A 26257-nucleotide genomic window follows, 5' to 3' on the forward strand; every position below is an offset into this window, starting at 1 on the left:
ATGAACAAGGACATTCTCACCGCGCTCAGACCGGCTTTGGTCATGACAGCGCTCTTCGCCCTCCTGCTGGGGCTCGCCTATCCACTCGCGCTCACCGGCATCGGCCAGCTGATCTTTCCATCACAGGCCAATGGCAGCCTGGTCGAACAGAAGGGCAAGCCGGTCGGCTCGCGCCTGATCGGGCAGGCGTTCACGGCGGATCGCTATTTCCACCCCCGCCCCTCGGCGGCGGGCGACGGCTATGATGGCATGGCATCTTCCGGCTCCAACCTCGGCCCGACCAGCCGCGCGCTCATCGACCGTGTGCAGGCAGACATAGCCACGCTGGAACGGACCAATCCCGGCAAGCGGGTGCCGGCCGATCTGGTCACGGCATCCGGCTCAGGCCTCGATCCCCACATCACCCCGCAGGCGGCCTACTATCAGGTGGACCGGATTGCCCGTGCGCGCGGCTGGGACGCAGCCAGGGTCCGGTCCCTTGTCGACCAGAGCATCGAACAACCGCTGCTCGGTGTTCTGGGTGAGCCGCGCGTCAATGTGCTGGAAATCAATCGACGTCTGGACGGAATCGGCGCTACCACGCCGTCATGAGCGATCCAGACCGCCGCGATCCGGAAGCCTTTCTGCGTCAGGCGACGCAGGAAGGTCGCGGCCGTCTCAAGATCTTCCTGGGAGCTGCTCCGGGCGTCGGCAAAACCTACGAGATGCTGACCGACGGCATGCAGCGGCTCAGGGCCGGGATCGACGTCGTGGTCGGCATCGTCGAGACCCATGGCCGCAAGGAGACCGAGGCGCTGCTGATCGGGCATGAGGTCATCCCCCGCCGCGCCGTCGAGCATAAAGGGCACCGGCTCGGCGAGATGGACATCGACGCCATCCTCGCGCGCCGCCCCCAGCTCGTGCTGGTGGATGAGCTGGCGCACAGCAATGCGCCGGGCAGCAGACACCCCAAGCGCTATCAGGATGTCGAGGAACTGCTGGACGCGGGCATCGACGTCTATTCCACGGTCAATATCCAGCATGTCGAGAGCCTCAACGACGTCGTCGCCTCCTTCACCCGCATCCATGTGCGCGAGACCGTGCCCGATTCCATCCTCGAAATGGCCGAGATCGAGGTGGTCGATATCCCGCCGGACGAGCTGATCGAGCGCCTGAAAGAGGGCAAGGTCTATATTCCGCAGGAAGCAAGCCGCGCGCTCAACCATTTCTTCTCAAAGTCCAACCTCGCAGCCCTGCGCGAGATGGCACTGCGCCGCGCCGCACAGGCCGTCGATGCCCAGATGCTCGATTATGTGCGCGCCCATGCCCTGGCCGGCAGCTTCGCGGCGGGGGAACGCGTTCTGGTCGCGATCAGTGAAGTCACCAGCGCGCAGGGCCTCGTCCGCGCGGCCAAGCGGCTCGCCGATGCGCTCAAGGCGCCCTGGTCCGCCGTCCATATCGAGACGCAGCGCAGCCTCTCCTTCACCCCCAAAGAGCGGGAGCAGCTGGCTGACACCATGGCGCTCGCATCCCGCCTCGGCGCCACGACTGCGACGATCCCTGCGACGTCCGTCGTCGAGGGGCTGAAAGATTATGTGGCCGACGCCCGCGCGACACAGATCGTGATCGGCAAATCGGCGCGACCCTGGTGGTTCGAGCTGCGCCATGGCTCCGTGGTCGACAAGCTGGTGCGCGAGATCGGGGATGTCGCCGTACATGTCCTGCCCGGCGACGCCGCCACGCCCGGCCCGCAGGCGGTGCGCCAGCGTTTTCGCCAGGGATGGGGTGAACCGTCCCACTATCTCTGGTCGGCGGTGACGATCGCCGCGATGACGGCACTCGGCAGGCTGCTCATCGAGGCGATCGACCTTAGCAATATCGCGCTCATGTACCTCGTGCCCGTCATGTTCGCCGCCGCCAGCTATGGCCTGCGGGCGGGGCTGGTCTCGGGCCTGCTTTCGAGCCTCGCCTATAACTTCTTCTTCCTGCCGCCGACCGGCACGCTGACGGTCAATAATCCCGAGAATGTCGTCAGCATCCTTGTGCTGCTGGGTGTGGCCATCGTGACCAGCCAGTTCGCCGCGCGCGTCCGCGCCCAGGCCGACCTTGCCCAGTCCAGCGCGCGCCAGAACGCGGCGCTCGCAGGGTTTTCGCGCCAGCTCACCGCCTCGGCGAGCCAGGAAGAGCTGATGCACGCCATCTGCGCGGAAGTCGGCCGCCTGCTCCAGCTGCGCACCGTGCTGCTGCTGCCATCGCCGGACGGGCCGCAATTGCGCGCGGCAGTGCCGCCGGAGGATCGGCTCGAACAGATCGAGAAGGCGGCCGCGCAATGGGCGATGGACAATGAGCAGCCGGCCGGGCGCGGATCGTCCACGCTTACCGCGTCGGACTGGCTGTTCCATCCGCTGCGGACCCAGCGGGGGGTGCTCGGCGTGCTGGGTCTGGCCCGGGAAGACGCCGGGCCGCCGCTGCGCTCCGATCAGGTTCCGCTCCTGATGAGCCTGCTCGATCAGGCCTCCATCGCCTTCGATCGCATGGCGCTGGAGCAGGAGATGCTGGATGCGCGGCAGATCAAGGAGCGCGACCGGCTGCGCGCGGCGCTGCTCTCCTCTGTCAGCCACGATTTACGGACACCGCTGACGACCATTCTCTCCGCGGTCCACGAGTTGAAACGCAAGCATCCCTCCGATCTGCTCGATACCGTCGATGCCGAAGCGCAAAGGCTCAACCGCTTCGTCGCCAACCTGCTGGACATGGCGCGGGTGGAGGCCGGCGCCTTGCCGCTCAAGGTCGAGCCGACCGACCTCTTTGATGCTGTCGCCGGCGCCGTGCATGATACGCGCCAGTCCCTGCAGGGTCATGCGGTCGAGGTGGAGATCGCACCCGACATTCCGCTGGTTCGTGTCGACCCGACGCTGCTGCATCACTGCCTCATCAACCTGCTGGACAATGCCGGTCGCTATGCTCATCCCGGAACGCCCGTGATCGTGCGCGGCCAGCGCCTGCCGGATGCGATCGCCCTGTCGGTGGTCGATGAAGGGCCGGGCATTCCGGCGGGCGCAGAAGCGCGGGTGTTCGACACCTTTACGCGGCTGGAAGGCTCCGACCGGGCGAAGCATGGCACCGGCCTTGGCCTCGCCATCGTGAAGGGCTTTGCCGAGGCCATGGGCCTGACGGTGTCCGCCGCCAACAATGTCGAGCCGCGCGGCGCCGCCTTCACGATCACGATCCCGCAGGCGCTGATCATCTCCGACGTCTCCCATGAGGATCTGCTATGAACGTCCGTCACAAGGTGCTGATCGTCGATGACGAGCCGCATATCCGCAAGCTCATCCACACCGCGCTGACTCGGGCCGATTACGCCGTCGTCGAAGCGGAGAATGCGCGCGAAGCGATGGAGCGGCTGAAGGCGGAGCGACCGGATATCAGCCTCCTCGATCTGGGACTGCCCGACCGCGACGGCCTCGAACTGGTGCCGCTGTTCAAGCAGCAGTCGGACACGACGCTGATCATCGTCTCGGCCCGCGACGCGACGGACCAGAAGGTCGCCGCGCTCGATCTGGGTGCGGACGATTATCTGACCAAGCCGTTCGATACCGACGAGCTGCTGGCGCGCGTTCGGGTGGCGCTGCGCAATCGCATGGCCAAGGATGGCGGGGCGTCCATGGTGCGGGCGGGCGACGTGGAAATCGACCTTCTCAACAGGGTCGTGCTGAAGGCGGGGAAGGAAGTGCACCTGACGCCCAAGGAATATACCGTGCTCGCCCAGCTCGCCAAATTCCCCGGCCGCGTGATCACGCATCAGCAGATCATGGCCCATGCCTGGCCGCACGAAAAGGCCCATCATGTGGAGTATCTGCGCGTGCTCGTCCGCACGCTGCGCCAGAAGCTGGAAGCCGATCCCCAGCGTCCCCGGATCATCGGCAACGAGCTTGGCATCGGCTATCGCCTGCGCTTCAATGTCGAAGGCGAGACGGAAGAGTTCGCCGCAGGAGACACGGCGGCGAGGTTCGGCGGATAAGGAGCGGGCGAACCGCTGCCGGATCAATCCAGCGCGGCGCCCCCCCGATCTGCGCCAAGGCTGCGGCACGCTTGCGCTCGCTCCCCGGGCACAGCAGCGCATTGCCAATCAGCGGCAGGCGTTCGTCGGGGTGGGAGACGCTCATGACGACCGTGACCATTGTCTCCTCGCGCAGGCCGGCAGCTTATCAGATCGCGGCGGTATCACGCGTTGTGATTCCATCCACCCTTCTGGCCCGCCGCGCGCGGGTCAACGCCCCGTCCGCGGGCGCGCCTTGGCGTGGGAGCCGGGCCAGTCGAAGCCGTCTTGCGGCTCCGTCTTGGGCGTGACGGGCTCGAAGGAGGTCGCGGCATTCACGTCGCCGCCCCGGTAGTGGGTGAGCGTGGGATAGGCATAAAGCGGCCGATGGCGCACCACGCCCGTGTCGAGGCGGGCGCTGGCCACCACGGCATCCGGCGCCTTGCCTTCTTCCACCCAGAGCACCACTGCGCCCAGGAAATCCTGATCATAGGGGATATAGCCGCCCGCGCAGTGATAACCGCCCGGCACGAGGAACATGCGGGCAAAGGCGCGGGCCGCGTCCAGCCCGCCGGCATGGTCGCGCACAGCCTGATAATAGTCCAGCATGCCAAAAGCGCCGGCGGCATTGTCCGCCACGCCCTGCCACATCAGCAGCTTGCCGCCGGCGTCGCGGAAGGCTGAGAGGTCCGGGTTGCCGGCATCGTAGAGTTCGCCCCCCTTGAGCAGCCGCTGCAGGCTTTCACGCGAGAAGGTCCAGTCGCGCCAGGTGAAGTCGGCCGGGAGTTCGCCTTGCAGCAGCAGATATTGTAGGAAGGATTGTGCCGCGAACTTGCCCGTCTGCGTCGGCGCGCCGCGGCCAACCCAGCCCAGTTCGGCGCCATAAGGCGCGCCACCGGGGAAGAGGGACTGCCCATCGGCATCGGTCGGGCCGCGATAATAAGCGCGGGCCGCCACGACCTGATCGGCATTGAGGCAGTTGGCCTGCCCCGCCGCGCCCGGACGGCAGGCGAGCTTTGCCGGATTATATCGGCAACGGCGCGGATCGTCGATCTGGCCGTCGGTGATGCCATCCAGCCCGTCGCAGGCCTTAATGACGGCGGCGTGCAGCAGTTCGACGGCCTGCGGCGTGAAAATCTCGCGCCCATCGGGATAGAGCCCCTGCTGCGCTTCCCACAGGAAGAGCTGCATCGCCGCCGGCATGGCGACCGACGAGCCGGCCACAACGCCATCGAAGTCATCCGGATAACGCTGGACCTCCATCAAGGCTTCCCGCCCGCCGCCCGAGCAGCCGACGAAATAGCTGTAAGCCGGGGGCGCGCCGTAAAATTGCGCGACGATCGCCTTGGAGGCAACGGCGACGGCGTGAGCGGCCTTGTGCGCGAACTGCTCCCGCAATTCCGGCGCGCCGACCGCCCATGTGCCATCGCCGATGCCGGCACTGTGATGGCCGCCATTGTTGAAGGCGACGGCAAAGCTGCCATCGGCGATATGGGCGTTGCTGCAGAGCGGCGTCACCTCGCGGCCGATGACTCCGCACATGCCCCCGCAGCCCCCTTGCAGGAACCGCCCCGCATAGCCGGCCAGCGGTAGGCGCAGCTCAAACTCGGTCTGCGGCGCCGTATAAGCTTTGACGAGGCAGACGCCCGGTGTCGCCGCGCTGGCCCCTTCTACCGTCGCCGAACGCACGCGATAGACGATGTCCTCCGCTTGCTGGGAGACCGGCTTGACGAGGTCGCCGCAGGGCATTTGCGGCGCGCTGGCCGGGCGAGCCGGGAGCGTGAACGGCGTGGCCTCGCTCTTCGGCGCGGCCATGGCATGTGGCGTGCCGACAAGGGCCACCAGCATGAGCAGGAGCAAAGCAAGCACTGTCTGCGTGGCAGGACGAGCGGACGTCACAGCCCGGATGGGGAAGGCCTCAGGCATAGCGGGCAATCAGCGCCTGCTCGGCACCGAGCGGATCGGCGCTGGCGGCATACTCAGTGTCGAACACCATCGTCATCCGCTGGTCCTGTCCATAAGCCGGCCAGAGCGGCAGGCAGTCGCCATTCGGATCGCCGGTCCGCGCGAAATTGGCCCAATAGCGGCTCATGCCGTCGGCCAGATGCTGGGCATTGGCCATGCGCTCACCAACGCTGCCATAGCTTTCCGTCACCATATCGAACACCATCGGCACCTCGATGCCGTGCGGGCTGCGCATCCGCCCGCCCTGCGCCGGGGACTGCCAGTTGACGAGATAGGCATAGGCCGGCTTCGTGGCGCCGGCCGCGCGGGTTTCCGCGACGATGCGGGCATTGCGGCCCATGCCGGCCTCGGTCGTGATGGCGAAGAAGATGTCGCTGGCCGTGGCCTTGGGGTGCAATTTGCGGAACCCCTCGATCAGCGGCGCCGGCGATGCCACGCGGCCCTCCAGCGCGCCCGGCAGGCTCGTCCAGTCGAGATCGAACGCGCCGGGCGGCGGAAACAGCACGGTGGTCTCCGCGCTGGTATGGCCGACCATCACCGGAATGTCGGGCGAGACCGCCGGAAGATCGGGCGCAAACGGTGTCCGCGCCACGACGGTGCCATCGGCGACCAGCCCCGGCCCGCGCACGGGATTGCCGCCGGTGATCTCCTGCAGGCCGGCAAGGAGGCGCTCGATGGGGATGGCGCGTAATGCCTCCACGTCCCCGGCCCGCACACCCACGGCCTTGCACAGGGAGGCGGTGATCCGCTCCGCCTCGTCGCGCGCGACAGTGGTGGTGCCAAAGCCGCTTTGCAGGATCGCGCGGTGGAACAGCCCCTTGGCCGCCGGCATCGCCATCAGCCCCGCAACCTTCAGGCCCCCGCCGGAGTGGCCGAAGATCGTCACATTCTGCGGATCGCCACCGAACGCGGCGATATTGTCACGCACCCACTGCAGGGCGGCGACCATATCGAGCTGCCCCGGATTGGCGGGGACGCTGCGATCGCGGGTGAGATCGCCGAAATAGAGATAGCCGAACAGGTTAAGCCGGTGATTGACGGCCACGACGACGACATCCTGCCGCGCCGCCAGATTACGCCCGTCGGTAACCGGCGTCGCCCCGGAGCCGACCGCCAGACCGCCACCATGCAGCCATACCATCACCGGGCGCTTCTTCCCGTCCGCAAGGCCGGGGGTCCAGACATTGAGCGCGAGGCAATCCTCGCCCGATGCCTTGGGCTCGCGCCAGGAGGAGAAGCCCGGTCCGTCCGGCCCATCGGGCAGTTGCGGGCTGCGCAGGCCATAATCGACCGCATCGCGCACGCCGCTCCAAGCCTGGGGCGGCTGCGGGGCAGCAAAGCGGTTCCGGCCCGCCGTCGAGGCGCCATAGGGAATGCCGCGGAAGACATTGACGCCATATTCGCACCGCCCACGAACCTGCCCGTGCGTGGTCGTTGCGATCGGTGCCGCTGCGGCCAGTACGGGACGGGCAAGCAGTCCGCCCAGCCCCGCCGCACAGCTTATCGAAAAAGCCCGGCGGCTGATGCCTTTGGCCGGAAAAGCATCCTCGCGCATTGCGCCCTCTCCAGAAAAGCGAAAGCCCCGGCCGAGGTCGGGGCTTTCAGGATTTGATCAGAAGACGACCCGTGCGCCCATGCGGTAACGACGCCCGACATTGTCGTAGTAGACGGCGTTGTTGTTGCCGTTCCAGTAGGGCGGCGGCATCACGTCGAACAGGTTGTAGACGTTGGCGAACAGCTCAACCTTCTTGCTGCCTTCGCTCATCAGATCGAACGTCACGCCGACGTTCGTGTAGAAGCGCGACGGCACGCGGTTGGTGTTGATGCTGTTGGGCAGGGTGATGCTGTAGCCGGCGTCTTCCGGACCGACATAGCTCGCGTCATATTTACCGCTCGAGAGATAGCGGCCCTGCAGGTTGACGCCGAGGCGCCCCAGATCGAGGCTCACCATACCGTCGAGAACCCACGTGGGGATACCGGCCGCACTGTTGTCCCCGGCACGATCGACGCCCGGCAGCGCGCTGTTGGTGAAGTCGATCGTGCGGGTGGCGAGCAGCCGGAAATCGACCGAGCGCTCACCGCCGAATGGGAGGTTGTAGCCGGCCTCGAAGTCGATGCCGCGCAGTTGCTGACGATTGAGGTTCAGGAAGAGAACCGAAATCGTGTCGACCTTATTGCCGTTGTTGCTGTCCCGTCGGATCAGCGAGCAGACATCGGCGGCACCCGTATTGTTACACGTGTTGAGGATGACCAGCGCCGGCAGCGTTGTGATCGCGTTGCTGATGCGGATATTGTAATAGTCGACCGAGAAACGCAGGCCCTGCAGTGCGCCCTGCGGTTGCAGAGTGAGACCCGCTGTAAAGGTGTTCGCTGTCTCCGGGCGCAAATTGACGTTGCCGCCGGTAAGAATATTCATGAAATACTCTTGCTGGACGCGCGGATCGGTATCCAGGAACACGCCAACGCCGCTGACGGGCGTCGTGAACAGCTCGGACGTGTTCGGCGCACGGAAGTCGCGCGAGTAGGTCGCGCGCAGCATCGCCCAGTTGACCGGCTTGTAAGTCGCGCCGACCTTCCAGGTGGTGGCGTTGAACGTGTTGCTGCCCGCAGCGCCTTCATTCTTGTAATGAGCCTGGCGGATCGCGCCGTTCAGATCCAGCGAGCCAACCGCGCTCTCGCGCAGCACAGGCACGCCCAGCTCGACATAGCCTTCGACAACGCTGGTGTTACCGGCCGACGGCGTCTGGTTGAACACGTAGAAGCCGTTGGCGGCCGAAATCGGATCGACCTTGATGTCGAGCGTGTTGCGACGCCCTTCCACACCGACCGCGAAGGCGACCGGGCCAGCCCAGGTCTCGAACGGCGTGCCGTTGATGTTCACAGCACCAGCGAGCTGGGTGTACTTGTTGTCCTGCCAGGTGGTGCCGAAGGCGTAGTTCTTCGCGGCCTGCGAATATTGGCCCTGACCCAGGATGTTGAGCGCGACGCACGACGGATCGTTATTGTTGGGATTGCTGTCCGCATTGATCCGGCAGACCGGGCCATTGGGGCCGGCCACCGCGTCGACGGCATTGGCGTAGCGCGCATTGATGCGATTGTTGATGGTGTTCTGCTTATAGGCCGTCTCACCATATTGCGCATGGGCATCCCATGACCAGCCGCCGCCCAGATCGCCCTGTGCGCCGCCGACGATGCGATAGGTGTCGCGGATCGACGTGCTGTCCATGCGGCCGAAGTCGACGCCAAGCTTGCCAACGTTGATCGCCGTGATGCCATTGTTCTGCATCGTGGTACGGATGGAGGCGGGCAGGAAGGGATTGTCGACCGCGATCGTGGAAGCCGCGCGAATTTCCGGCCCCCGCGTGAAGCCATCGACATGGCCGTAGCTGCCTTCGAGGAAGGCGGTGAAGGCTGGCGAGAACTCATATTCCAGATGCGCGAAGGTGTTGTAGCGCGTCACCGGGATGGAGAGGAGCGGATCATCGAAGAAGGCATTGAGGCCTTCGCCCGAGCCGCCCTGCTGGAAGAGACCGCTGGCATTCTGGCCATAGACGAACTGCGTGGGCGAGCCGTTGGGGGCAAACTGGATGCCGCTAAGCACGCCACCGCGCGCCGGGACCGGCTTGGCCGTCCCACTTATGGTCTCAGCGATAAGGCCACCCGGGGTCAGCGTCGCGGTGCGCATGCCGGTGATGATGTTATGAGCGGGACGACCGCCGAGGCCCGGCTGGTTGGTCAGGTCGCCCACTTCATTGCCGCAGAAATCGCGGGTGTAGCAGCCACCGGTGCCTTCGTCCTTGTTATACTCGGCACCGAAGATGAAGCGGCCGCGATCATCGGCGAAGCGCTTGCCCGCGCCGATCTGCCAGAAATACTGGTCGCCATCGCCGCGATCGGTCACGCCGTAGCCGGCCGTCGCCTTGAGGCCATCGAGGCGGGTGTCGAGGCGCAGGTTGATCACGCCCGAGACAGCGTCCGAACCGTAAGCCGCCGACGCGCCGCCGGTGACGATTTCCGTGCTGCGGATCAGCAGGGTCGGCATCATGTTGAGGTCGATGCTGCCGGTCGAGGTGCTGGGCGTGAAGCGCCGGCCATCGAGCAGCACCAGCGTGCGCGAGGCACCGAGACCGCGCAGATCGGAGATGCGGGCGCCGGCATTGGCCGGGAAGATGTTCTGCGTGTTCGGCGTGCTGGACGGGCGGAAGGACGGCAACTGGGCCAGCGCCTCACCGACGGTGGGCGACGCGATCTTTGCGATCCGGTCCGCATCCATCACCGTGACCGGCGTCGGCGCGGTAAAGCCGGTAGCGCTCAGGCGCGTGCCGGTGACCACAATGCTTTCGGCGTCGGCCTCATCGGCCTGGGGCGCGTCCTGCGCCATTGCCGGCACACTTGCCGCCACCGCGCAGATTGCTGCCGTGATCAGCAGAGAATCGCGCAATCCACGCGTTTTGGCTGACACTCGCTCGTTCATAACATCCCCTCTTTCGGACAATTGCGCCCGCCTCCCTGGCGAGCATGCTCGATTCAATCGATTGCAGACCATTATCTGTCAAATGTTGTTGAGATGTCAATATATGATGTAGAAACTTCAACAAATAGCATGCGTGCTGGCGGCAGATTTTGGCGCTTTCCGTTGAAATCACGCCAATTTTCCGCGCCGCAATTTTCGGTTATCGGATATTAATTGTCGGTGTAATGGAGGAGAGCGCTCTATCCCCGGCATGGGCGGGACGGCATCAAGCTGTCACGATCACCGCGGAGCGGCCGGGATCGCCAATTCGCGCGTGATAAAAGCCAACCCGGAGACTCGCGGCCTCCGGAAGTTTAGCAAGATACCCGTGCGTAGCTTATGCCGATTTCATTCCCACTCGATCGTGCCCGGCGGCTTGCTGGTATAGTCGTACACCACCCGGTTGATGCCCTGCACCTCGTTGATGATCCGCGTCGCCACGCGGCTGAGGAAGGCGGCGTCGAAGGGGTAGATGTCGGCCGTCATCCCGTCGGTGGAGGTCACCGCGCGCAGGGCGAGGACATTGTCATAGGTCCGCCCGTCGCCCATCACGCCCACGCTGCGCACCGGCAGCAGCACTGCGAAGGCCTGCCAGATCGCGTCATACAGCCCGGCGTTGCGGATTTCCTCGAGGTAGATGGCGTCCGCCTTGCGCAGCACGTCGCAGCGCTCCTTGGTCACCTCGCCGGGGATGCGGATTGCGAGGCCCGGCCCGGGGAAGGGATGGCGACCGACGAAGATGTCCGGCAGCCCCAGCTCGCGGCCCAGATCGCGCACCTCGTCCTTGAAGAGTTCGCGCAGCGGCTCGACCAGCTTCATGTTCATGCGCTCAGGCAGGCCGCCGACATTGTGGTGGCTCTTGATCGTCACGCTCGGCCCTCCGGTGAACGAGACGCTCTCGATCACGTCCGGGTAGAGCGTGCCCTGCGCCAGGAAATCCGCGCCGCCGATCTTGCGGGCTTCCTCCTCGAACAGGTCGATGAAGGCCTTGCCGATGAACTTGCGCTTGGCCTCCGGGTCGGTGACGCCGGCGAGGCCGCCGAGGAAGGTCTCGCTCGCATCCACATGGACCAGCGGGATGTTGTAATGCCCCCGGAACAGGCTGACGACCTGCTCGGCCTCTGCATGGCGCATCAGGCCGTGATCGACGAACACGCAGGTCAGCTGCTCGCCGATCGCCTCATGGATCAGCACCGCGGCGACCGCCGAATCCACGCCGCCGGAAAGGCCGCAGATCACCCGGCCCGAGCCGACCTGCTCGCGGATTTCCTTGATCTTGGTCGCGCGGAATTCCGCCATCGTCCAGTCGCCGGCACAGCCGCAGACATGGCGCACGAAATTGGCGATCAGCTTGCCGCCGTCGGGCGTATGCACCACCTCGGGGTGGAACTGGGTGCCATAATAGCGCTTCTCGTCATTGGCGATGAGCGCGAAGGGGGCGCCGTCCGATGTCGCCACGATGCGGAAGCCTGGCGCGAACTTGGTCACCTTGTCGCCATGGCTCATCCACACCTGATGGCGCTCGCCCGTCTCCCACAGCCCGTCGAACAGGACGCAGGGCTCGGTGACGGTAAGGAAGGCGCGGCCGAACTCGCCGCCCTCCCCCGTCTCATGGCCGGGCCGCACTTCACCACCGAGCTGATGGCTCATCACCTGCTGGCCATAGCAGATGCCGAGGATCGGCAGGCCGCTCTCGAACAGCTCCTGCGGCGCGCGCGGGCTGCCCTCGTCGCACACGCTGGCGGGCGACCCGGAGAGAATGATGCCGCGCGGCTTCATCCGCTGGAAGGCGGCCAGCGCCTGCGTAAACGGGGCGATCTCGGAATAGACCCCGGCTTCGCGCACGCGACGCGCAATGAGCTGCGTCACCTGGCTGCCGAAGTCGACGATGAGGATGGAATCGGGGTGAGCTGAGGAATGTGCTGACATGGGCAGCGGATAATCCGCGCCATGGAACCTGTCCAGCCTTGGCGGCAACATAGATGGGCAAGAGAGATCAGGCGCGCGGGAGACTTGTGGCCTCGGGCTCGTTACCTCTTCATGCTGTTCGACGATCTCTTCGGCCTCGTGCGCGTGGCGGTCATCTCCGTGCTCGCTTATGCGCTGCTCGTCTTCGTGTTGCGAATGGCGGGGAAGCGCGCCCTTTCCAAGCTTAACGCGTTCGATCTGGTGGTGACGGTCGCACTGGGTTCCACGCTCGCAACCGTGTTGCTCACGCAGGATGTCGCCCTGGCGGAAGGGGTGCTGGCCTTTGCGATGCTGGCCGGTCTGCAATGGCTGGTGTCGCGCCTGTCTGTCGCCTCATCCACCTTCAGCGGGCTGGTGCGCAGCCAGCCGCGCCTGCTGCTGCGCGATGGTGCATATCTTGAGCGCGCCATGGCAGCCGAGCGCGTCACTCGGGCGGAGATCGACGCGGCCATCCGCAGCGCCGGCTTCGGACGGCGGGCGCAGGTCGCCGGGGTCGTGCTGGAGACCGACGGGAGCATGAGTGTCATCGGCCGTTCGGACGGGCCGGATGATCTGCTTGTCGGGCTCTCCGAATAGCGGGCTTGGACATGGATGAAGACCCTCGCGAACGCTCCCAAGACACGCTGTCGGACGACAATGCCCGGACGGAAGATCGACTGGACTTCGCCGAAGATCGCACCGTCCTTGCCCATGAGCGCAGCTTCGCCAGCTGGGTGCGAACAGGGCTCGCCGCCATCGGCATCGGCCTTGGCTTCCGCGCGCTCTTTCACACGCTTGAACCGGCCTGGGTCCCCAAGACGATCGCCAGCAGCTTCATGCTGGTCGCCATCGTCATCTTCATTCTGGCGACCCGGCGGGCCATGGCGATCCGCGAGCGGCTGGAGCCGCACCGCGCGGCCGCGCTCCAACCGGTCCGCCTGCGTCTGCTCGCCGGCGCGCTGGTGATCACGACCGGCGGCTTGATGCTGGCCATCTGGCTGCTGATCTGAGACCGGTCCGGTCAGGGTCAGCCGAAGGTGACGCCGTCCACCCGGCCATCGTCCCAGATGCAGCGGAAACTGCGCAGGCGGCCTTCGCCGGCCCTGAAGTTCGACCGCATGCTCAGCGTGCCGGTCACATCCCAGCCGGAACCGAAGGGCCGCGCGCCCGTGATGTCCCGCACCTCGGCATAATTGCCATCGCGCGAGGCCTGATCGCGCGCCGCGATGGCGCAAGCGTCGACCGCCGCGTCTTCATCGTCCAGCGCCTGGCCCGCGGGGCGCCCATCATAGCCGTCGTCATAGCGGTCATTGCGATAGTCGCCGGCGCGGTCATCATAGCGCGGATCATAACCGCGATCGCCCGGGCGGCGCGTAGGATAGCGCTCCGCATCGCGCTGCCTGGCAGCCGCCGTCGCGATTGCCGCGATCAGCCCGACACCGATGATCGCGCCGATGACGGCGCCGCTATTGTCATGACCGCGATGATGGCGCGGATACCGATCCCAGCGGCCATCATAGCCGCGCGCAGAGGCGGGCGTCGCAGAGCCCATGACCATCGCCCCGGCCGCAGCGGCCAAGGCAAGTTTGGAGTGAACGTTCATCGGCGGATCGCTTCCTGGCAACACCGGCAACAGCATCCCGGCCAGAGCGTTATCGCACCGGGCCGATGAGCGCGGGCTGAATAGCGACCGGGCCCGCATTGGCGTCATCTGTCGGCGCGCTGGAGCGGCCAGACCGCGGCCGTAGCGTCAGGCCGGTCCAATAGGCCGCAAAGCTGTACATATCCGCATATTCGTCGACGATTTTGTCGGTCGGGCGATTGATGCCGTGGCCTGTGCCGGTATCCACGCGAATCAGCCTTGGCCTTCCGCCGAGCGGCGCCGCCTGCAGGGCTGCGGCATATTTGAAGCTGTGGCCGGGCACCACGCGGTCGTCGCTGTCCGCCGTGGTCACAAGAATGGCGGGATAGTCCGCCTCACTGCGGATATTGTGATAGGGCGAGTAAGCAAGCAGCGCGCGGAAATCCGCCTCCCGGTCGGGCCGGCCATAATCGTCCACCCAGAAGGCGCCGGCCGTGAACTGGTCGAACCGCAGCATGTCCATCACGCCGACACCGGGCAGGGCGGCGGCGAACAGGTCGGGGCGCTGGTTGACCACGGCCCCCACCAAAAGGCCGCCATTGGAGCGCCCCTCAACGGCCAGCTGGTTCGCCCCGGTATATCCCTGGGCTTTGAGATATTCGGCCGCTGCGATGAAATCATCGAAGGTCGTCTGCTTGTTGGCGCCCCGCCCGGCGTCGTACCAAGCCTTGCCGAACTCCCCGCCGCCTCGCACGCCGGCAATGGCGAGCACGCCGCCCTGCTCGACCCAGGCAAAGCGGGTGGGCGAGAAGCTGGGCGTTTGCGCGACGTTGAAGCCACCATAGCCATAGAGCAGGGTCGGCGCAGGCGTGCCCGCGCGGGCAAGGTCGCGCCGGCGCACGATGAACATCGGCACCGCTATGCCATCGCGCGCGGGATAGAAGACCTGCTCCGTCACATAATCCGCCGGATCGAAGCCGAGTGCGGAGCGCGCGAAGATGCTGGTTTCGCCGGTCTCGACATTGAAGCGGTAGATCGTCGGCGGCTGGGTGAAGCTGGAGAAGGCGTAGAAGGTTTCCGGATCACCGGGCCGGCCGCTGAAGCCTGCGGCTGCGCCCAGCCCGGGCAGCGGCACATCGCCCTCACGCTTGCCGGCGAGATCCGTGATTTCGGCGACGATCCGCCCATCGACGATATAAGCCAGCACAAGGCGGCTGCCGATCATCGAGCCACCGGCCAGCGTCTGCGCCCGCTCCGCGACGACCTCGACCGGGCGACGGCGCGGATGGCCGGCATCGATGGTCACGATCCGTCCGTTGGGCGCCTTTGCATCCGTGCGGAAATAGAGCCGATCGCCAAGCTGGCCGATCATCTGCCACGCATTGCGCAGTCCCCGCACCAGCGTCACGGGCCGGGCGTCCGGCACGGTCAGCGGGATCAGCACCAGTTCGGCGGTCTGCTCGGTGCCCATTTTCGAGCTGATCAGCAGCCAGCGACCGTCCGCCGTCACCTCGGCGCGGTGAAGCAGCCGGGGCCGATCCGGCGTGGCATAGACCAGCCGGTCCTGCGCCTGCGCGGTGCCCAACGCGTGGAACCAGACCTGCTGGTTCTCGAACGAGGGATCACGCCCGCCCTCGGTCGGCGCGGCAAAGCGCGCATAATAAAAGCCGCTGCCCTCATGATTCCAGGCCAGCGCCGAATAGCGGACCCAGGCCACCTGGTCAGGCATCAGCGCGCCGCTCTCGACATCCAGCACCCGCACGGTCCGCCAGTCGCTGCCCCGCTCCTGAAGCGCCAGCAGCAGCGCTCGCCCGTCCCGCGAAGGCAGCCACTCGGCGAGCGCCACCGAGCCATCGGTGGAGAGCCTGTTGGGATCGATCAGCAGACGCTCCGCCCCATCGACGCCCTCGCGCACATAGATGGGCGAGAAATTCTCGCCCTTGCTGTGCGTGTAGAAATAGCGCTCGCCGGCCTTGCGCGGATTTCCGAAGCGCTCATAGCCATGCAGCGTCGCCATGCGGGCACGCAACGCCTCCCGGCCCGGCAAGGATTTGAGGTAGCGGAAGGTCGTCTCATTCTCCGCCGCAATCCACGCCTGCACATCGGGATCGTGGCGCGGGTCGCCCTCCAGCCAGCGATAGGGATCGGCGACGGGCACCCCAAAATGCGTCTCGGTCAGGTCGAGGCGGCGGGCTTGCGGGTAGCGAAGCGCTGGCAGGCGGGGCGCCGGCCCGATCCGCAGCGCACCCGGCTTAGCGGCAGAATCCACGGCCCGACCCGCGGCTGCGTCCGTCGTGATGACGACGGCGGCGTCCTCGGCCGCAGCAGCGCCCGGCTGCGCCTGCACGGGCAGCGCCAGGAAGGCCAGCAGCAGGGCGGCAACAGGCAGGCGAAAGGGAACGGCCAACATCCTCAATGCCCTTGGGAAAACGGGCTTGCGGCGCGCGATAGCCCTGCGGCAGCCCGTGTGCAATGGCGCAGGACAGCGGTGAACTCTCTGCGGGCTGGGGTGTTGTGTGCAGGGGGACGGACACGGAGCACCAGCATGACCCAGAAGGCCCTCGCCCTCAACTGCACCCTGAAAGCCGACAGCAGCGAACCCTCATCGACGGACGCGATGATCGCGGTTCTGGCCGACGCCTTCGCCGAACATGATGTGACACTGAGCGAAACCGTGCGCGTTGCCGCGCTCAACATCCTGCCCGGCGTCACCTCCGATGAAGGCAAGGGCGATGACTGGCCAGCCTTGCGCAAGAAAATCCTGGCACACGACATCCTCATCTTCGGCGGGCCAATCTGGATGGGTCAGATCTCCAGCATTGCCAAGCGCGTGCTGGAGCGGATGGACGCTTTTCTGAGCGAAACGGACGATGCGGGCCGGATGCCGAGCTATGGCAAAGTCGCCGTCGCCGCCATTGTCGGCAATGAGGATGGAGCCCATTTCTCCAGCGCGCAGCTCTTCCAGGCGATGAACGATGTCGGCTGGACGATCCCCGCCGTCGCCGCCTGCTATTGGGTGGGCGAGGCGATGGGGAGCAAGGATTTCAAGGACCTCAAGTCGACACCCAAACCGGTGAGCAAGACCGCCGGCATGGTGGCATCCAATGCCGCGCACCTCGCGGGTCTCCTCAAGGACAGCCCCTACCCCGGCTGACCACGACCCCGGCTGACAGGCCGGACGCCAGCCGCCAGCCCAGCCGGCATTCCAGCCGCGAGCGGCTTGCCACGCCGCCGCTCCTGCCGCACATTCGCGCGGGACAGGGAGCGGGGGCAAGGTGGCAACATCATCGCAAGAGAGTGAACCAACCGGACAGCAGGGAGATGGCGACCCTGCCACGACCGGGCGCTCGCCTCTCAAGGTCTGGGCATTGCGCGCGCTCGGTCTGGCCGGTGCAGCGCTGGTCTGGCTCGCTCTGGGCGATGCGCAGGGTCTGTCGTTGGAGGGCCGCTGGGTCGCCGCCGTCGCGACCTTGATGGCACTCTGGTGGATCACCGAAGCCGCGCCGATCGCCATTACCGCGCTGCTGCCGATCCTGCTCTTCCCTATGGCAAGCGACCGCAGCGTGGCGCAGGTTGCGGCGCCCTATGCCAGCCCGATCATCTTCCTGTTCCTCGGCGGCTTTCTGCTCGCCATCGCCATGCAGAAATGGCAGCTCCACCGCCGCGTCGCGTTGCTCACACTCCGCCGGGTCGGCACCAGCCCGCGCCAGATCGTGCTGGGCCTGATGCTGACTACCGGTTTTGTCTCCATGTGGGTCTCCAACACGGCGGCGACGCTCATGATGCTGCCGATTGCCTTCTCCGTTCTCACGCTGGTCTGTGATCGCCGCGACGAGACCGGCGCGCTCGCCTGCGATGGCGCATCCGCCGTCGCGCCCAGGGAGCTCGCCAATTTCGGCGCGTGCCTGATGCTCGCCATTGCCTGGTCATCCAGCATGGGCGGCGTGGGCACGCTGCTCGGCAGCCCGCCCAATGCCATCGTGGCCGGCTATATCGAGAAGGAACTGGGCCGGCAGGTCGATTTTCTGAACTGGATGGTGGTCGGCGTGCCGATTGCCTTCAGCTTCATTCTCATTGCGTGGCTGCTGATGACGCGGGTCTTCTATCGGTTCACCTTCGGCGAGGTGCCGGGCGGCCGCGCGCTCATCGACCGGGAGCTGGACGGTCTCGGCCGGTTCAGCCGCAGCGAGCTTCTGGTGACCCTCGTCTTCTGCTGTGCGGTCTTCTTCTGGGTCGTGCCCGGCGTGGTCGGCGCCATTCTCGGCAGCAAGGCCGATCTGGGCTGGTTCGGGCGCCTCGATGACAATGCCATTGCACTTGCCGCCGGCCTGGCGCTGTTCCTGCTGCCCGGCGAGGGCCGAGGGCAGATGCTGCTCGACTGGAAGGATGCCGAAAGCGGCGTGCCCTGGGGCGTGCTGGTGCTGTTCGGTGGCGGCCTGAGCCTTGCCGGGGAGGTCGTCGCCAGCGGGCTCGATGGCTGGCTGGGTGCGCAAGTGAGCGGGCTTGGTACGCTGCCGATCCTGCTCCTCGTCATCGCCGTCGTGACGCTCATCGTCTTCCTGAGCGAAGTGACCAGCAACACCGCCACCGCCGCTACGTTCATTCCTGTGCTGGGCGCCGTGGCGCTCGGCATCGGGGCCGATCAGATGACCTTGCTCATCCCCGCAGCCTTCGCCGCCACGCTCGCCTTCATGCTGCCGGTCGGCACCCCGCCTAATGCCATCGTGTTCGGCACCGGGGCCGTCACCATGGGGCGGATGGTCCGCGGCGGGTTCATCCTGAACCTCGTCGGCATCGTGCTCATCACCTTCTTCTGCTGGCTGCTCGGCGGCGTCGCGCTCGGCCTGCGTTTCTAACCGAAGGCGAGGCTGAGCTGGGGCGTCTCGTCCGGCTCTTCGCGCTCGGGATCGATGAGGTTTGAGAGTCCGAGCCCCAGCAGCCGCGCGCCGACCGGCAGCGGCAATTGCGCGCGGAGCAAGTCGACGCCGATCGCGAACAGATCTTCCGCATCGCCCGGCGGCGCGGGCAGCGACCGGGAGCGGGTGAGGATGCGGAAATCCCCCAGCTTGATCTTGAGCGTGACGGTGCGCCCCAAGGCCCGGCTCGCTGTGACCCGGCCCCACAGGCGCGCTGCGATCTTCTCAAGCTCCGCCAGCAACAGGCCTTCCGCGCCGATATCGCTGGCGAAGGTATCTTCCACGCTGATCGACTTGCGCGACTCCCGGTCGCGCACCGGGCGCTCGTCCAGCCCGCGCGCCGCGCCGAAGTAGAATGCCGCCGCCTTGCCGAAATGGCGCTGCAGCGCCGGCAGCGGCCACTCTTTGAGGTCCGCGCCGCTATGAATGCCCAGCGCCGCCATGCGCCGCGCCGTCACGGGGCCGACGCCATGAATGCGCGACACCGGCATCGCCGCCATGAACGCCTCGGCCTCATCGGGGCGCACGACGCACAAGCCATCGGGCTTGTTCTGGTCCGATGCGAGCTTGGCGATCAGCTTGTTGCACGAAACGCCGGCCGAGGCGGTCAGCCCCGTCTCCTCGCGAATCATCCGCCGGATTTCCTGCGCGACATAAGTGGCCGAGGCAACGCCGGGCTTGTTGCGCGTCACATCAAGGTAAGCCTCGTCCAGCGAGAGCGGCTGGATGATGTCGGTAAAGCGCTCGAAGATCGTACGAATTTGCTGCGAGACGGCACGGTAGGCCTCGAAGCGCGGCCGCACGAAGATGAGCTCCGGGCAGAGCCGGCGCGCCTTGCCGCCCGGCATGGCCGAGCGCACGCCGAACACGCGCGCCTCATAGCTCGCCGCTGCCACCACGCCGCGCGGCCCGCCGCCGCCGACAGCCACCGGCAAGCCGCGCAGCGCCGGATCGTCGCGCTGCTCGACCGACGCGTAAAAGGCGTCCATATCGATATGGATGATCTTGCGATCCTGCTCGGGCGTCTGCGCCATGCTCCCTGTTATGCCATGGCAACCGCGCGAACGAAAGAGGAACGAAGCATGGACCTGAATGTCAGTGAGATCGATGGCGCCTGCCATTGCGGCACCGTGCGCTTTCATGTGCGCCTGAAGGACGGCCTGCGCTCGGCGCGCCGCTGCACCTGCTCATATTGCCGGATGCGCGGCGCCATCGCGGTCTCAGCCCGGATCGAAGACCTGCAAGTGACGGCGGGCGAAGAGTCGCTGCGCTCCTACACCTTCAACAGCGGAACCGCACAGCACCATTTCTGCGGAACCTGCGGCATCTACACCCACCACCGACGCCGCTCGAACCCCCATGAATATGGCGTCAATGTCGCCTGCCTGTCGGGCATCAGCCCGTTCGACTTTGCCGAGGTTATCGTGAATGACGGGGTGGCGCATCCCTCCGACACCGGCGTGTCACGGATCGCGGGTATGCTGCGGTTCGTCCCGGCGGATTGGGCCTAGCTCGACGGCGTGGGCAAGCGCCAAGGTTCGTAGGACGGCGGCTACTGTGCTCTTTTTCCGGAGGCGGACTGACCGGACACAACGACATTGCGGACCTACCCTCGTCGGTTTAGGCATCGATCATGCTCGAACTCGACGATCCCAGATGGTCCGCGCTGACGCATGCCCACGGAAGCGCCGCCGATATCCCAGAGCTACTTCGCCAACTAGCTCGAACGACTGATCCGAAAGACAATTATAAGAGCGAGCCGTGGTTCACTCTTTGGTCAAGCCTGTGCCATCAAGACGACGTGTTCGACGCCTCATATGCAGCGGTGCCCCATATCGTCGAGATTGCCTGCAAAGCTACCGGGCCGCTCGACTTCAGATTTTTTCAGCTGCCTGCGGCGATCGAGATCGCCCGAAACAAGGGAAATGGTCCGCAGATACCAGGTCACCTTGCAGCGACGTATAGCGACGCAATATTCAGATTGACGGATTGCGTAGCGCTCCATCGCCGTGAGGATTGGAACGAGCCAGTGCTACTATCGGCGTTCTCAGCGCTGGCGGTAGCGAAAGGGCATCAAAGGATCGCCGAGGCAATCATGAACCTAGATGACGATCTAATTGAGAAATTGATTGCGTCAGACTTCGGCGAGCAATCCTAGGTCGGTTCCCGGCGCCAATTTAGCCCTTGGTCGCGCATTCTGGACCGCTCAATAGCGGAAAATCCGTCCGGCCAAATTGTCCATGCCGCCTAAGCGGCGCCACCAAGCTTCAAGCCCTTCAGCGCCGCGAAGGGGCCGGCATCTTCCTCGCTCAGCACGCCGAGCGCGCGCAGCTTTTCGTCGGCATCCGCGACGCGGGGATAGGGATCGAGGTTCAGGAACAGCGTCTGCGCGACCGTTTCGCCAAGATCGATTCGCTCGTCCTCCAGCGGGAGGATATCGCAATCCTCCTCGCGCAGTTCGATCTCTTCTGCGTCGCTCTCGCCGTTCTCGTCGAGACCGCGCACGAATCGCACGTCCATCGGCACGTCGAGCTCTGCGGGGACATCCTCGTCGGTTGCGACGCAGGCCTGCACCAGCGAGGCGCGCACGCGCCCGGTCACCCGGCAGCCGCCGGCGTCCGGCGCGACATGCGCCTGCGCCTCCAGCCGATCGAGGCTGCGCAGGCCAAAGCGGCGCGCGAGCGCGGCCCGCTCTGCGGCATCGGCCTCGACGGTGCGGTCCCGCCGCCCGTCACCCAGCTCATTGAGACGCAGAATGCGGGAAAATTCCGGCGCGGCGCCTGACGTCGCTTCGCTCACGGCATCACCCCCGCAACTGGCCGGCCAGCAGCGCGTCGCGGCTGCATGCGTTGATCGTCGCGGCCAGCATGCGCACCTGCGCTTCGACATAAGCCAGTGCATCCGCTGCCGGCGCCTCGCCACGATACAGGTTGCGCACCAGCGCCTCGCTCAGCGAAGCCTCGCCCTGCAAGCTCGCGCGATAGGCGGCAAGCCGGCCACCCAGCGCGCCGACCATGCGGCCGATCTGCTTGCCCACGACCACATCGCCAAAGCCGATCTGGCGGATCTGCCCATCCATATCGTCAATGAACAGTTCGGTCAGCCGCGCCGAATCGTTGGTCGCCTCCAGCGCCTCGAGTCGCAGCAGCACCAGCGAGAGCACCAGCGCCACCATGTCGAATCGGCCATCCAGCGTATCCCCCACCTCGCCTTCCATATACCAATGCGGCTCCCGCGCCGTCGCGACGACGGCCTCGTACAGCGGGCGCAGATAGGCGCGATCATCCTTGCGGGAAAACAGATTGGATAAGAGGCTCATGCTCGGTTCAGCTTTGCGGCGGCACAGGAAAGCGCGGACGGGACCGATCAACCATTGGCCCGCGCCAGCACTTGCATATTGATTGCGGCGGCTGGCAATGCAATGGGCGGGTTAGGCGATGCGACGCTTTTTTGATTGGATGTCCGGTTTTTGACCGCATGATTGGCAGGAGACGAGAATGCAGCGTGGCTTGAGGCGGCCGTTTCTGGTCGTGGGCGCAGCGGCCATCCTTCTGCTGGCGGGCGGCTGCACCCGCATCCGCGCGCATCAGGGCTTCATGATCGACGATCTGATCGTGAGTTCGGTGCTGCCGGGCGTGGACAACAAGGCGTCCGTGGAAGGCGCGCTGGGTCGTCCGACCTTCGTCTCCCAGTTCGGCCCGGAGCGCTGGTATTATGTGGCGCGCGACACGCGCTCGCTGGCCTTCGCCTCGCCGCGCCCGACCGCGCAGACGCTGGTGACTGTGCAGTTCGATGCCAATGGCAATGTCGCCACGATCGATCGCAACGCCACACTCGATCAGGTCGCCAATATCTCGCCGACCGGGGCCACGACGCCGACGCTCGGCCGCAAGCGCAGCCTGTTTGATGAAATCTTCGGCAATATCGGCGCGGTTGGCGCCGGCGGGGCCGGAGCAGCAGGGCCGTCTCAGTAATTCAGCCCCGCAGGCCCGTCGTAATCCGGCGCCGGTTCGTGCACCCGGCGGACTGGTTTAGCTTGCATTAACCGCGTCATCGCTTCAAATCGTTGTATAGCGGGAGCGTGGTCATGCAGCATATTGGCGATCTGCAGCCGCTCGAGCGGACTTACGCGCGACGGACTGAGACAGTCGGCCATTACAAGGCCAGCCGGAGCCGCTGGCGATTCGCCATCGGGTCGCTGGAGATCGGCTTCGACCGCGCGAGCGAGCAGCTTTACGCGCGAAGCGGTGTGGATGCCCGGCCCGGCCTTGCCCAAAAGCTCCTGATCGCGGCAGGCATGGTCAGCATCTCATTGCTGGTGATCGCCCTGGCCGGCTGGCTATGGTCGGCACGCGGGCCGATCTGGGGCGGTGAGACGGTATCGGCAGCGATCATCGATCATGCGCCCCGCGCGACCGAAAGCGAAGATGCGACGCCCGCCGGCCAGCAGCCGATCCTGATCCCCGCCGACCGTCCTGCGCCGTTTCTCTCCGCCGTGATTGAAAAGCGCGCGACGGCCCCCGCTTTTGCACCGGCGAAACAGGCCACCGTGCCGATCGCGCAGGGCCAGGCGATTGCGCCCAAGTCCGATGAGGCGCCGACGCTCCCGAGCGCGACCCCGGATGAGGCGATCGTCCAGTCCGGCAACTTCCTGCTGATCCCGGCCGTCGATCGCGCTGTGGGCCTCGCCGTCAAGAGCGGCGATGCGCAGAACTGGATGGCCGGCTCCTATCACGGCATCGTGGTGGTCGGCGACGCCGTGGCCCAAGATGGCAAATCCTGCCGGGACGGCACGATCCTGCTGCGCGACGGCACCATCAAGGGCCGCACCCAGACGTTCCAGCGCTGCCTGTAAGGCCAAGGGAGCGCTGCGCGGCGGTTCAGCCGGCGGCGCTCACCCGATCCCGATCACGATTAGCGCGCGATCCCGCCAGCGGCAAGCACGGCCAGCGTCACCAGCTCCGAGGCGGTCGAGGCCATCGTCGCCACCTGCACCGGCTGGTTCAGCCCGAGCAGCACCGGCCCGATGACCGAGTCGCCGCCCAGTTCCCGCAGCAGCTTGGCCGAGAGATTGGCCGACTGCAGGCCGGGCATGATCAGCACATTGGCTGGGCCGGACAGGCGGCAGAACGGATAATTCGCCATGACGCGCCGGTTGAGCGCCACGTCGGGCGCCATCTCGCCTTCATATTCGAAGTCCACCTCCATTCCGTCGAGGATCTGGACCGCGCCGCGAATATTATCGAGCCAGTTGCCGTGCGGATTGCCGAAGGTGGAGTAGGAGAGAAAAGCCACGCGCGGCTCATGCCCCATACGCCGGGCAAGCGCGGCGGATTCGATGGCGATATGCGCCAGTTCGGCGGAATTCGGCCGCTCGTTGACAGTGGTATCCGCCATGAACACGGTGTGGCTACGCCCGACGAGGATGTGCATGCCGAACAGCGTGCGGTCCTCGGCGGGGTCGAGCACGCGGCGCAGTTCGCGCATCGTCTGCGCGTAGGTGCGAGTGACGCCGGTGATCATCGCGTCCGCCTCCCCCATTTGCAGCAGCAGCGCGCCAAAGATGTTGCGGTCCCGGTTGACCATGCGCTCACAATCGCGGCGGAGGTAGCCACGGCGCTGCAGGCGCTCGTACAGCATGTCGACCATGCGCGGCACGAGCGGCGAATTGACGCTGTTATACAGCTCGTAGCTCTCCGGATCGCGCACGCCGAGATCGCGCAGGCGATCATAGACATCCTGCCGGCCGACCAGAACCGGCGTGCCATAGCCCCCATCGCGGAACTGGATCGCGGCGCGCAGCACCACCTCTTCCTCCGCCTCGGCAAAGACGACCCGCTTGGGGCTGGCCTTGGCGCCCTCATAAGCGAGGGTGAGAACGGAGGTGGTGGGATTGAGCCGCGCCCGCAGGGACTGGCGATAGGCGTCCATATCCTCGATGGGCCGCTGGGCGACGCCCGACTCCATCGCCGCCTGCGCCACCGCTGCCGGCACCACTTCCATCAGACGCGGATCGAAGGGGGCGGGAATGATGTAATCCGCGCCGAAGCTGTGCTTGGTGCCATAAGCCAGCGCGACTTCCTCGGGCACCTGCTGACGGGCCAGTTCGGCAATGGCCTGCGCCGCCGCGATCTTCATCGCCTCGTTGATCGCCGTCGCGCGCACGTCCAGCGCGCCCCGGAAGATGAAGGGGAAGCCCAGCACATTGTTGACCTGATTGGGATAATCCGAGCGGCCCGTGGCGATGATCGCATCCGGGCGCGCGGCCTTGGCCACGGGCGGCAGGATTTCGGGATCGGGATTGGCCATGGCGAAGAGGATCGGCCGCGGCTTCATCTCATTGATCCATTCGGGCTTCAGCGCATCCTTGGCGGAGAGGCCGAGGAAGATATCGGCATCCTTCAGCGCCTCGTGCAGGGTCCGCGCCTCGGTGCGGGCGGCATGGGCGGACTTGAACTGGTCCATGCCATGGGTGCGGCCCTGATAGATCACGCCCTCGCGGTCGCACATGATCACATTGTCATGCGCCACGCCCATCGCCTTGATCAACTCCGTGCACGCGATCGCCGCCGCGCCGGCCCCGTTCACGACGACCTTGGTCTCGCGAATGTCGCGCCCGGTCAGGAAGCAGGCGTTGATGAGGCCAGCGGCGCAGATGATCGCGGTGCCATGCTGATCGTCATGCATGACCGGAATGTTCATGCGCTCCTTGAGTGCTGCCTCGATCATGAAGCATTCGGGCGCCTTGATGTCCTCAAGGTTGATGCCGCCAAAGCTGGGCTCCAGCAGCGCCACCGCATCGATGAAGGCCTGCGGGTCTTCGGTGTTCAGCTCCAGATCGATGGCGTCCACATCGGCGAAGCGCTTGAACAGCACTGCCTTGCCTTCCATCACCGGCTTGGAGGCGAGCGCGCCGAGATTTCCCATGCCGAGGATCGCCGTGCCGTTGGAGATGACCGCGACCAGATTGCCCTTGGCGGTATAGTCATAGGCCTTGGCAGCATCATCGGCGATGGCCTGCACGGGCACGGCCACACCGGGCGAATAAGCCAGCGCCAGATCGCGCTGCGTCGCCATCGGCTTGGAGGCGATGATCTCGATCTTGCCGGGCCGCCCGAAGGAATGGAAGAGCAGCGCCTCGCGCTCGGAGAATTCGATGGCGGCTTTATCGGTCATCAGCAGGGTTCCTCGGCAATTGGGAACGCCCTAGCGACTTTCCGCCCGGCTCCACAAGAGGCGAGGTACGAACAACCCCGTGGATGAAACGCCACCGCCGGCTTTTCGAGATCGAAAGCCCCTGCTAACGCAACCGCGTG

Annotated in this window: 21 protein-coding genes; 11 read left to right on the forward strand and 10 right to left on the reverse strand. The window is 65.9% G+C overall.

Annotated elements, in window-relative coordinates; translation table 11 throughout:
* The 3 genes from kdpC to M2334_RS15745 are packed head-to-tail and all read left to right on the forward strand — an operon-like array spanning position 1 to position 4000.
* Positions 1 to 591: a potassium-transporting ATPase subunit KdpC gene (gene kdpC / locus M2334_RS15735; protein WP_264576724.1), complete on the forward strand. Its 591-nt coding sequence runs from the start codon at positions 1 to 3 to the stop codon at positions 589 to 591.
* Entirely contained in the window at positions 588 to 3257 is a 2670-nt protein-coding gene (locus tag M2334_RS15740) for a sensor histidine kinase (RefSeq protein ID WP_264605918.1), read from the forward strand. The genes kdpC and M2334_RS15740 overlap by 4 nt, the downstream gene beginning before the upstream one ends.
* Complete coding sequence (locus M2334_RS15745) at positions 3254 to 4000, forward strand: response regulator (protein ID WP_264605919.1); 747 nt, start codon at positions 3254 to 3256, stop codon at positions 3998 to 4000. Before M2334_RS15740 ends, M2334_RS15745 begins: the two co-directional genes overlap by 4 nt.
* A gap of 249 nt (positions 4001 to 4249) precedes the next feature.
* Here M2334_RS15745 and M2334_RS15750 read toward each other — a convergent pair whose 3' ends face one another.
* The 4 genes from M2334_RS15750 to guaA all read right to left on the reverse strand — a co-directional run bounded on the left by M2334_RS15750 (position 4250) and on the right by guaA (position 12425).
* On the reverse strand, positions 4250 to 5866 hold the full coding sequence (locus M2334_RS15750; protein WP_264605920.1) for a tannase/feruloyl esterase family alpha/beta hydrolase: 1617 nt from the start codon (positions 5864 to 5866) through the stop codon (positions 4250 to 4252).
* Positions 5867 to 5936: 70 nt separating this feature from the next.
* Entirely contained in the window at positions 5937 to 7538 is a 1602-nt protein-coding gene (locus tag M2334_RS15755) for a carboxylesterase/lipase family protein (RefSeq protein WP_264605921.1), read from the reverse strand.
* A gap of 57 nt (positions 7539 to 7595) precedes the next feature.
* Positions 7596 to 10445 (reverse strand): TonB-dependent receptor domain-containing protein, encoded by a 2850-nt coding sequence (locus tag M2334_RS15760; RefSeq protein WP_264605922.1) that lies wholly within the window; start codon positions 10443 to 10445, stop codon positions 7596 to 7598.
* Positions 10446 to 10844: 399 nt separating this feature from the next.
* The gene (guaA, locus tag M2334_RS15765) at positions 10845 to 12425 is read right to left on the reverse strand and encodes a glutamine-hydrolyzing GMP synthase (protein ID WP_264571370.1); all 1581 of its coding nucleotides are present in this window, start codon (positions 12423 to 12425) and stop codon (positions 10845 to 10847) included.
* An 84-nt stretch (positions 12426 to 12509) separates the two neighbouring features.
* On the opposite strand from guaA, the gene M2334_RS15770 reads away from it, so the two are divergent.
* Both M2334_RS15770 and M2334_RS15775 read left to right on the forward strand, forming a co-directional pair.
* Positions 12510 to 13040, forward strand: coding sequence for a DUF421 domain-containing protein (locus tag M2334_RS15770; RefSeq protein ID WP_264574254.1), 531 nt, complete (start codon positions 12510 to 12512; stop codon positions 13038 to 13040).
* Between the two features lie 11 nt (positions 13041 to 13051).
* On the forward strand, positions 13052 to 13453 hold the full coding sequence (locus M2334_RS15775) for a YidH family protein (protein ID WP_264595285.1): 402 nt from the start codon (positions 13052 to 13054) through the stop codon (positions 13451 to 13453).
* Between the two features lie 17 nt (positions 13454 to 13470).
* Here M2334_RS15775 and M2334_RS15780 read toward each other — a convergent pair whose 3' ends face one another.
* Both M2334_RS15780 and M2334_RS15785 read right to left on the reverse strand, forming a co-directional pair.
* Positions 13471 to 14046, reverse strand: coding sequence for a hypothetical protein (locus tag M2334_RS15780; RefSeq protein ID WP_264571371.1), 576 nt, complete (start codon positions 14044 to 14046; stop codon positions 13471 to 13473).
* A gap of 49 nt (positions 14047 to 14095) precedes the next feature.
* On the reverse strand, positions 14096 to 16435 hold the full coding sequence (locus M2334_RS15785; protein WP_264595286.1) for a prolyl oligopeptidase family serine peptidase: 2340 nt from the start codon (positions 16433 to 16435) through the stop codon (positions 14096 to 14098).
* 135 nt (positions 16436 to 16570) lie between these two features.
* On the opposite strand from M2334_RS15785, the gene M2334_RS15790 reads away from it, so the two are divergent.
* Together M2334_RS15790 and M2334_RS15795 are read left to right on the forward strand one after the other, a co-directional pair.
* Positions 16571 to 17179 (forward strand): flavodoxin family protein, encoded by a 609-nt coding sequence (locus tag M2334_RS15790; RefSeq protein ID WP_264595287.1) that lies wholly within the window; start codon positions 16571 to 16573, stop codon positions 17177 to 17179.
* Between the two features lie 121 nt (positions 17180 to 17300).
* Positions 17301 to 18881 carry an SLC13 family permease gene (locus M2334_RS15795; protein WP_264595288.1) on the forward strand — a complete coding sequence of 527 codons (1581 nt, stop codon included), beginning with the start codon at positions 17301 to 17303 and terminating at the stop codon, positions 18879 to 18881.
* On the opposite strand, the gene dinB is transcribed toward M2334_RS15795, so the two are convergent.
* The gene (gene dinB, locus M2334_RS15800; protein ID WP_264595289.1) at positions 18878 to 19975 is read right to left on the reverse strand and encodes a DNA polymerase IV; all 1098 of its coding nucleotides are present in this window, start codon (positions 19973 to 19975) and stop codon (positions 18878 to 18880) included. The two genes, M2334_RS15795 and dinB, sit on opposite strands and share 4 nt — an antisense overlap.
* Before the next feature lie 48 nt (positions 19976 to 20023).
* Here dinB and M2334_RS15805 point away from each other — a divergent pair, with 48 nt between their 5' ends.
* Together M2334_RS15805 and M2334_RS15810 are read left to right on the forward strand one after the other, a co-directional pair.
* The gene (locus tag M2334_RS15805) at positions 20024 to 20452 is read left to right on the forward strand and encodes a GFA family protein (RefSeq protein WP_264595290.1); all 429 of its coding nucleotides are present in this window, start codon (positions 20024 to 20026) and stop codon (positions 20450 to 20452) included.
* A gap of 122 nt (positions 20453 to 20574) precedes the next feature.
* Positions 20575 to 21099, forward strand: a complete 525-nt coding sequence (locus M2334_RS15810) for a hypothetical protein (protein ID WP_264605923.1) — start codon at positions 20575 to 20577, stop codon at positions 21097 to 21099.
* Positions 21100 to 21188: 89 nt separating this feature from the next.
* On the opposite strand, the gene M2334_RS15815 is transcribed toward M2334_RS15810, so the two are convergent.
* Positions 21189 to 21740 (reverse strand): YceD family protein, encoded by a 552-nt coding sequence (locus M2334_RS15815; protein WP_264595292.1) that lies wholly within the window; start codon positions 21738 to 21740, stop codon positions 21189 to 21191.
* A gap of 4 nt (positions 21741 to 21744) precedes the next feature.
* On the reverse strand, positions 21745 to 22260 hold the full coding sequence (locus tag M2334_RS15820; RefSeq protein ID WP_264595293.1) for a ubiquinol-cytochrome C chaperone family protein: 516 nt from the start codon (positions 22258 to 22260) through the stop codon (positions 21745 to 21747).
* 178 nt (positions 22261 to 22438) lie between these two features.
* Between M2334_RS15820 and M2334_RS15825 the strand changes: the two genes are divergently transcribed.
* Positions 22439 to 22915 carry an outer membrane protein assembly factor BamE gene (locus tag M2334_RS15825; protein WP_264586382.1) on the forward strand — a complete coding sequence of 159 codons (477 nt, stop codon included), beginning with the start codon at positions 22439 to 22441 and terminating at the stop codon, positions 22913 to 22915.
* A gap of 113 nt (positions 22916 to 23028) precedes the next feature.
* A complete protein-coding gene (locus M2334_RS15830) occupies positions 23029 to 23796 on the forward strand; it encodes a hypothetical protein (protein WP_264605924.1) in 768 nt (255 codons plus the stop codon).
* A gap of 59 nt (positions 23797 to 23855) precedes the next feature.
* Here M2334_RS15830 and M2334_RS15835 read toward each other — a convergent pair whose 3' ends face one another.
* Complete coding sequence (locus M2334_RS15835) at positions 23856 to 26117, reverse strand: NADP-dependent malic enzyme (RefSeq protein WP_181560724.1); 2262 nt, start codon at positions 26115 to 26117, stop codon at positions 23856 to 23858.
* Positions 26118 to 26257: the final 140 nt, after the last annotated feature.

Origin of the sequence: Sphingobium sp. B11D3D, assembly GCF_025961755.1 — a bacterium.
Taxonomy (GTDB): Bacteria; Pseudomonadota; Alphaproteobacteria; order Sphingomonadales; family Sphingomonadaceae; genus Sphingobium.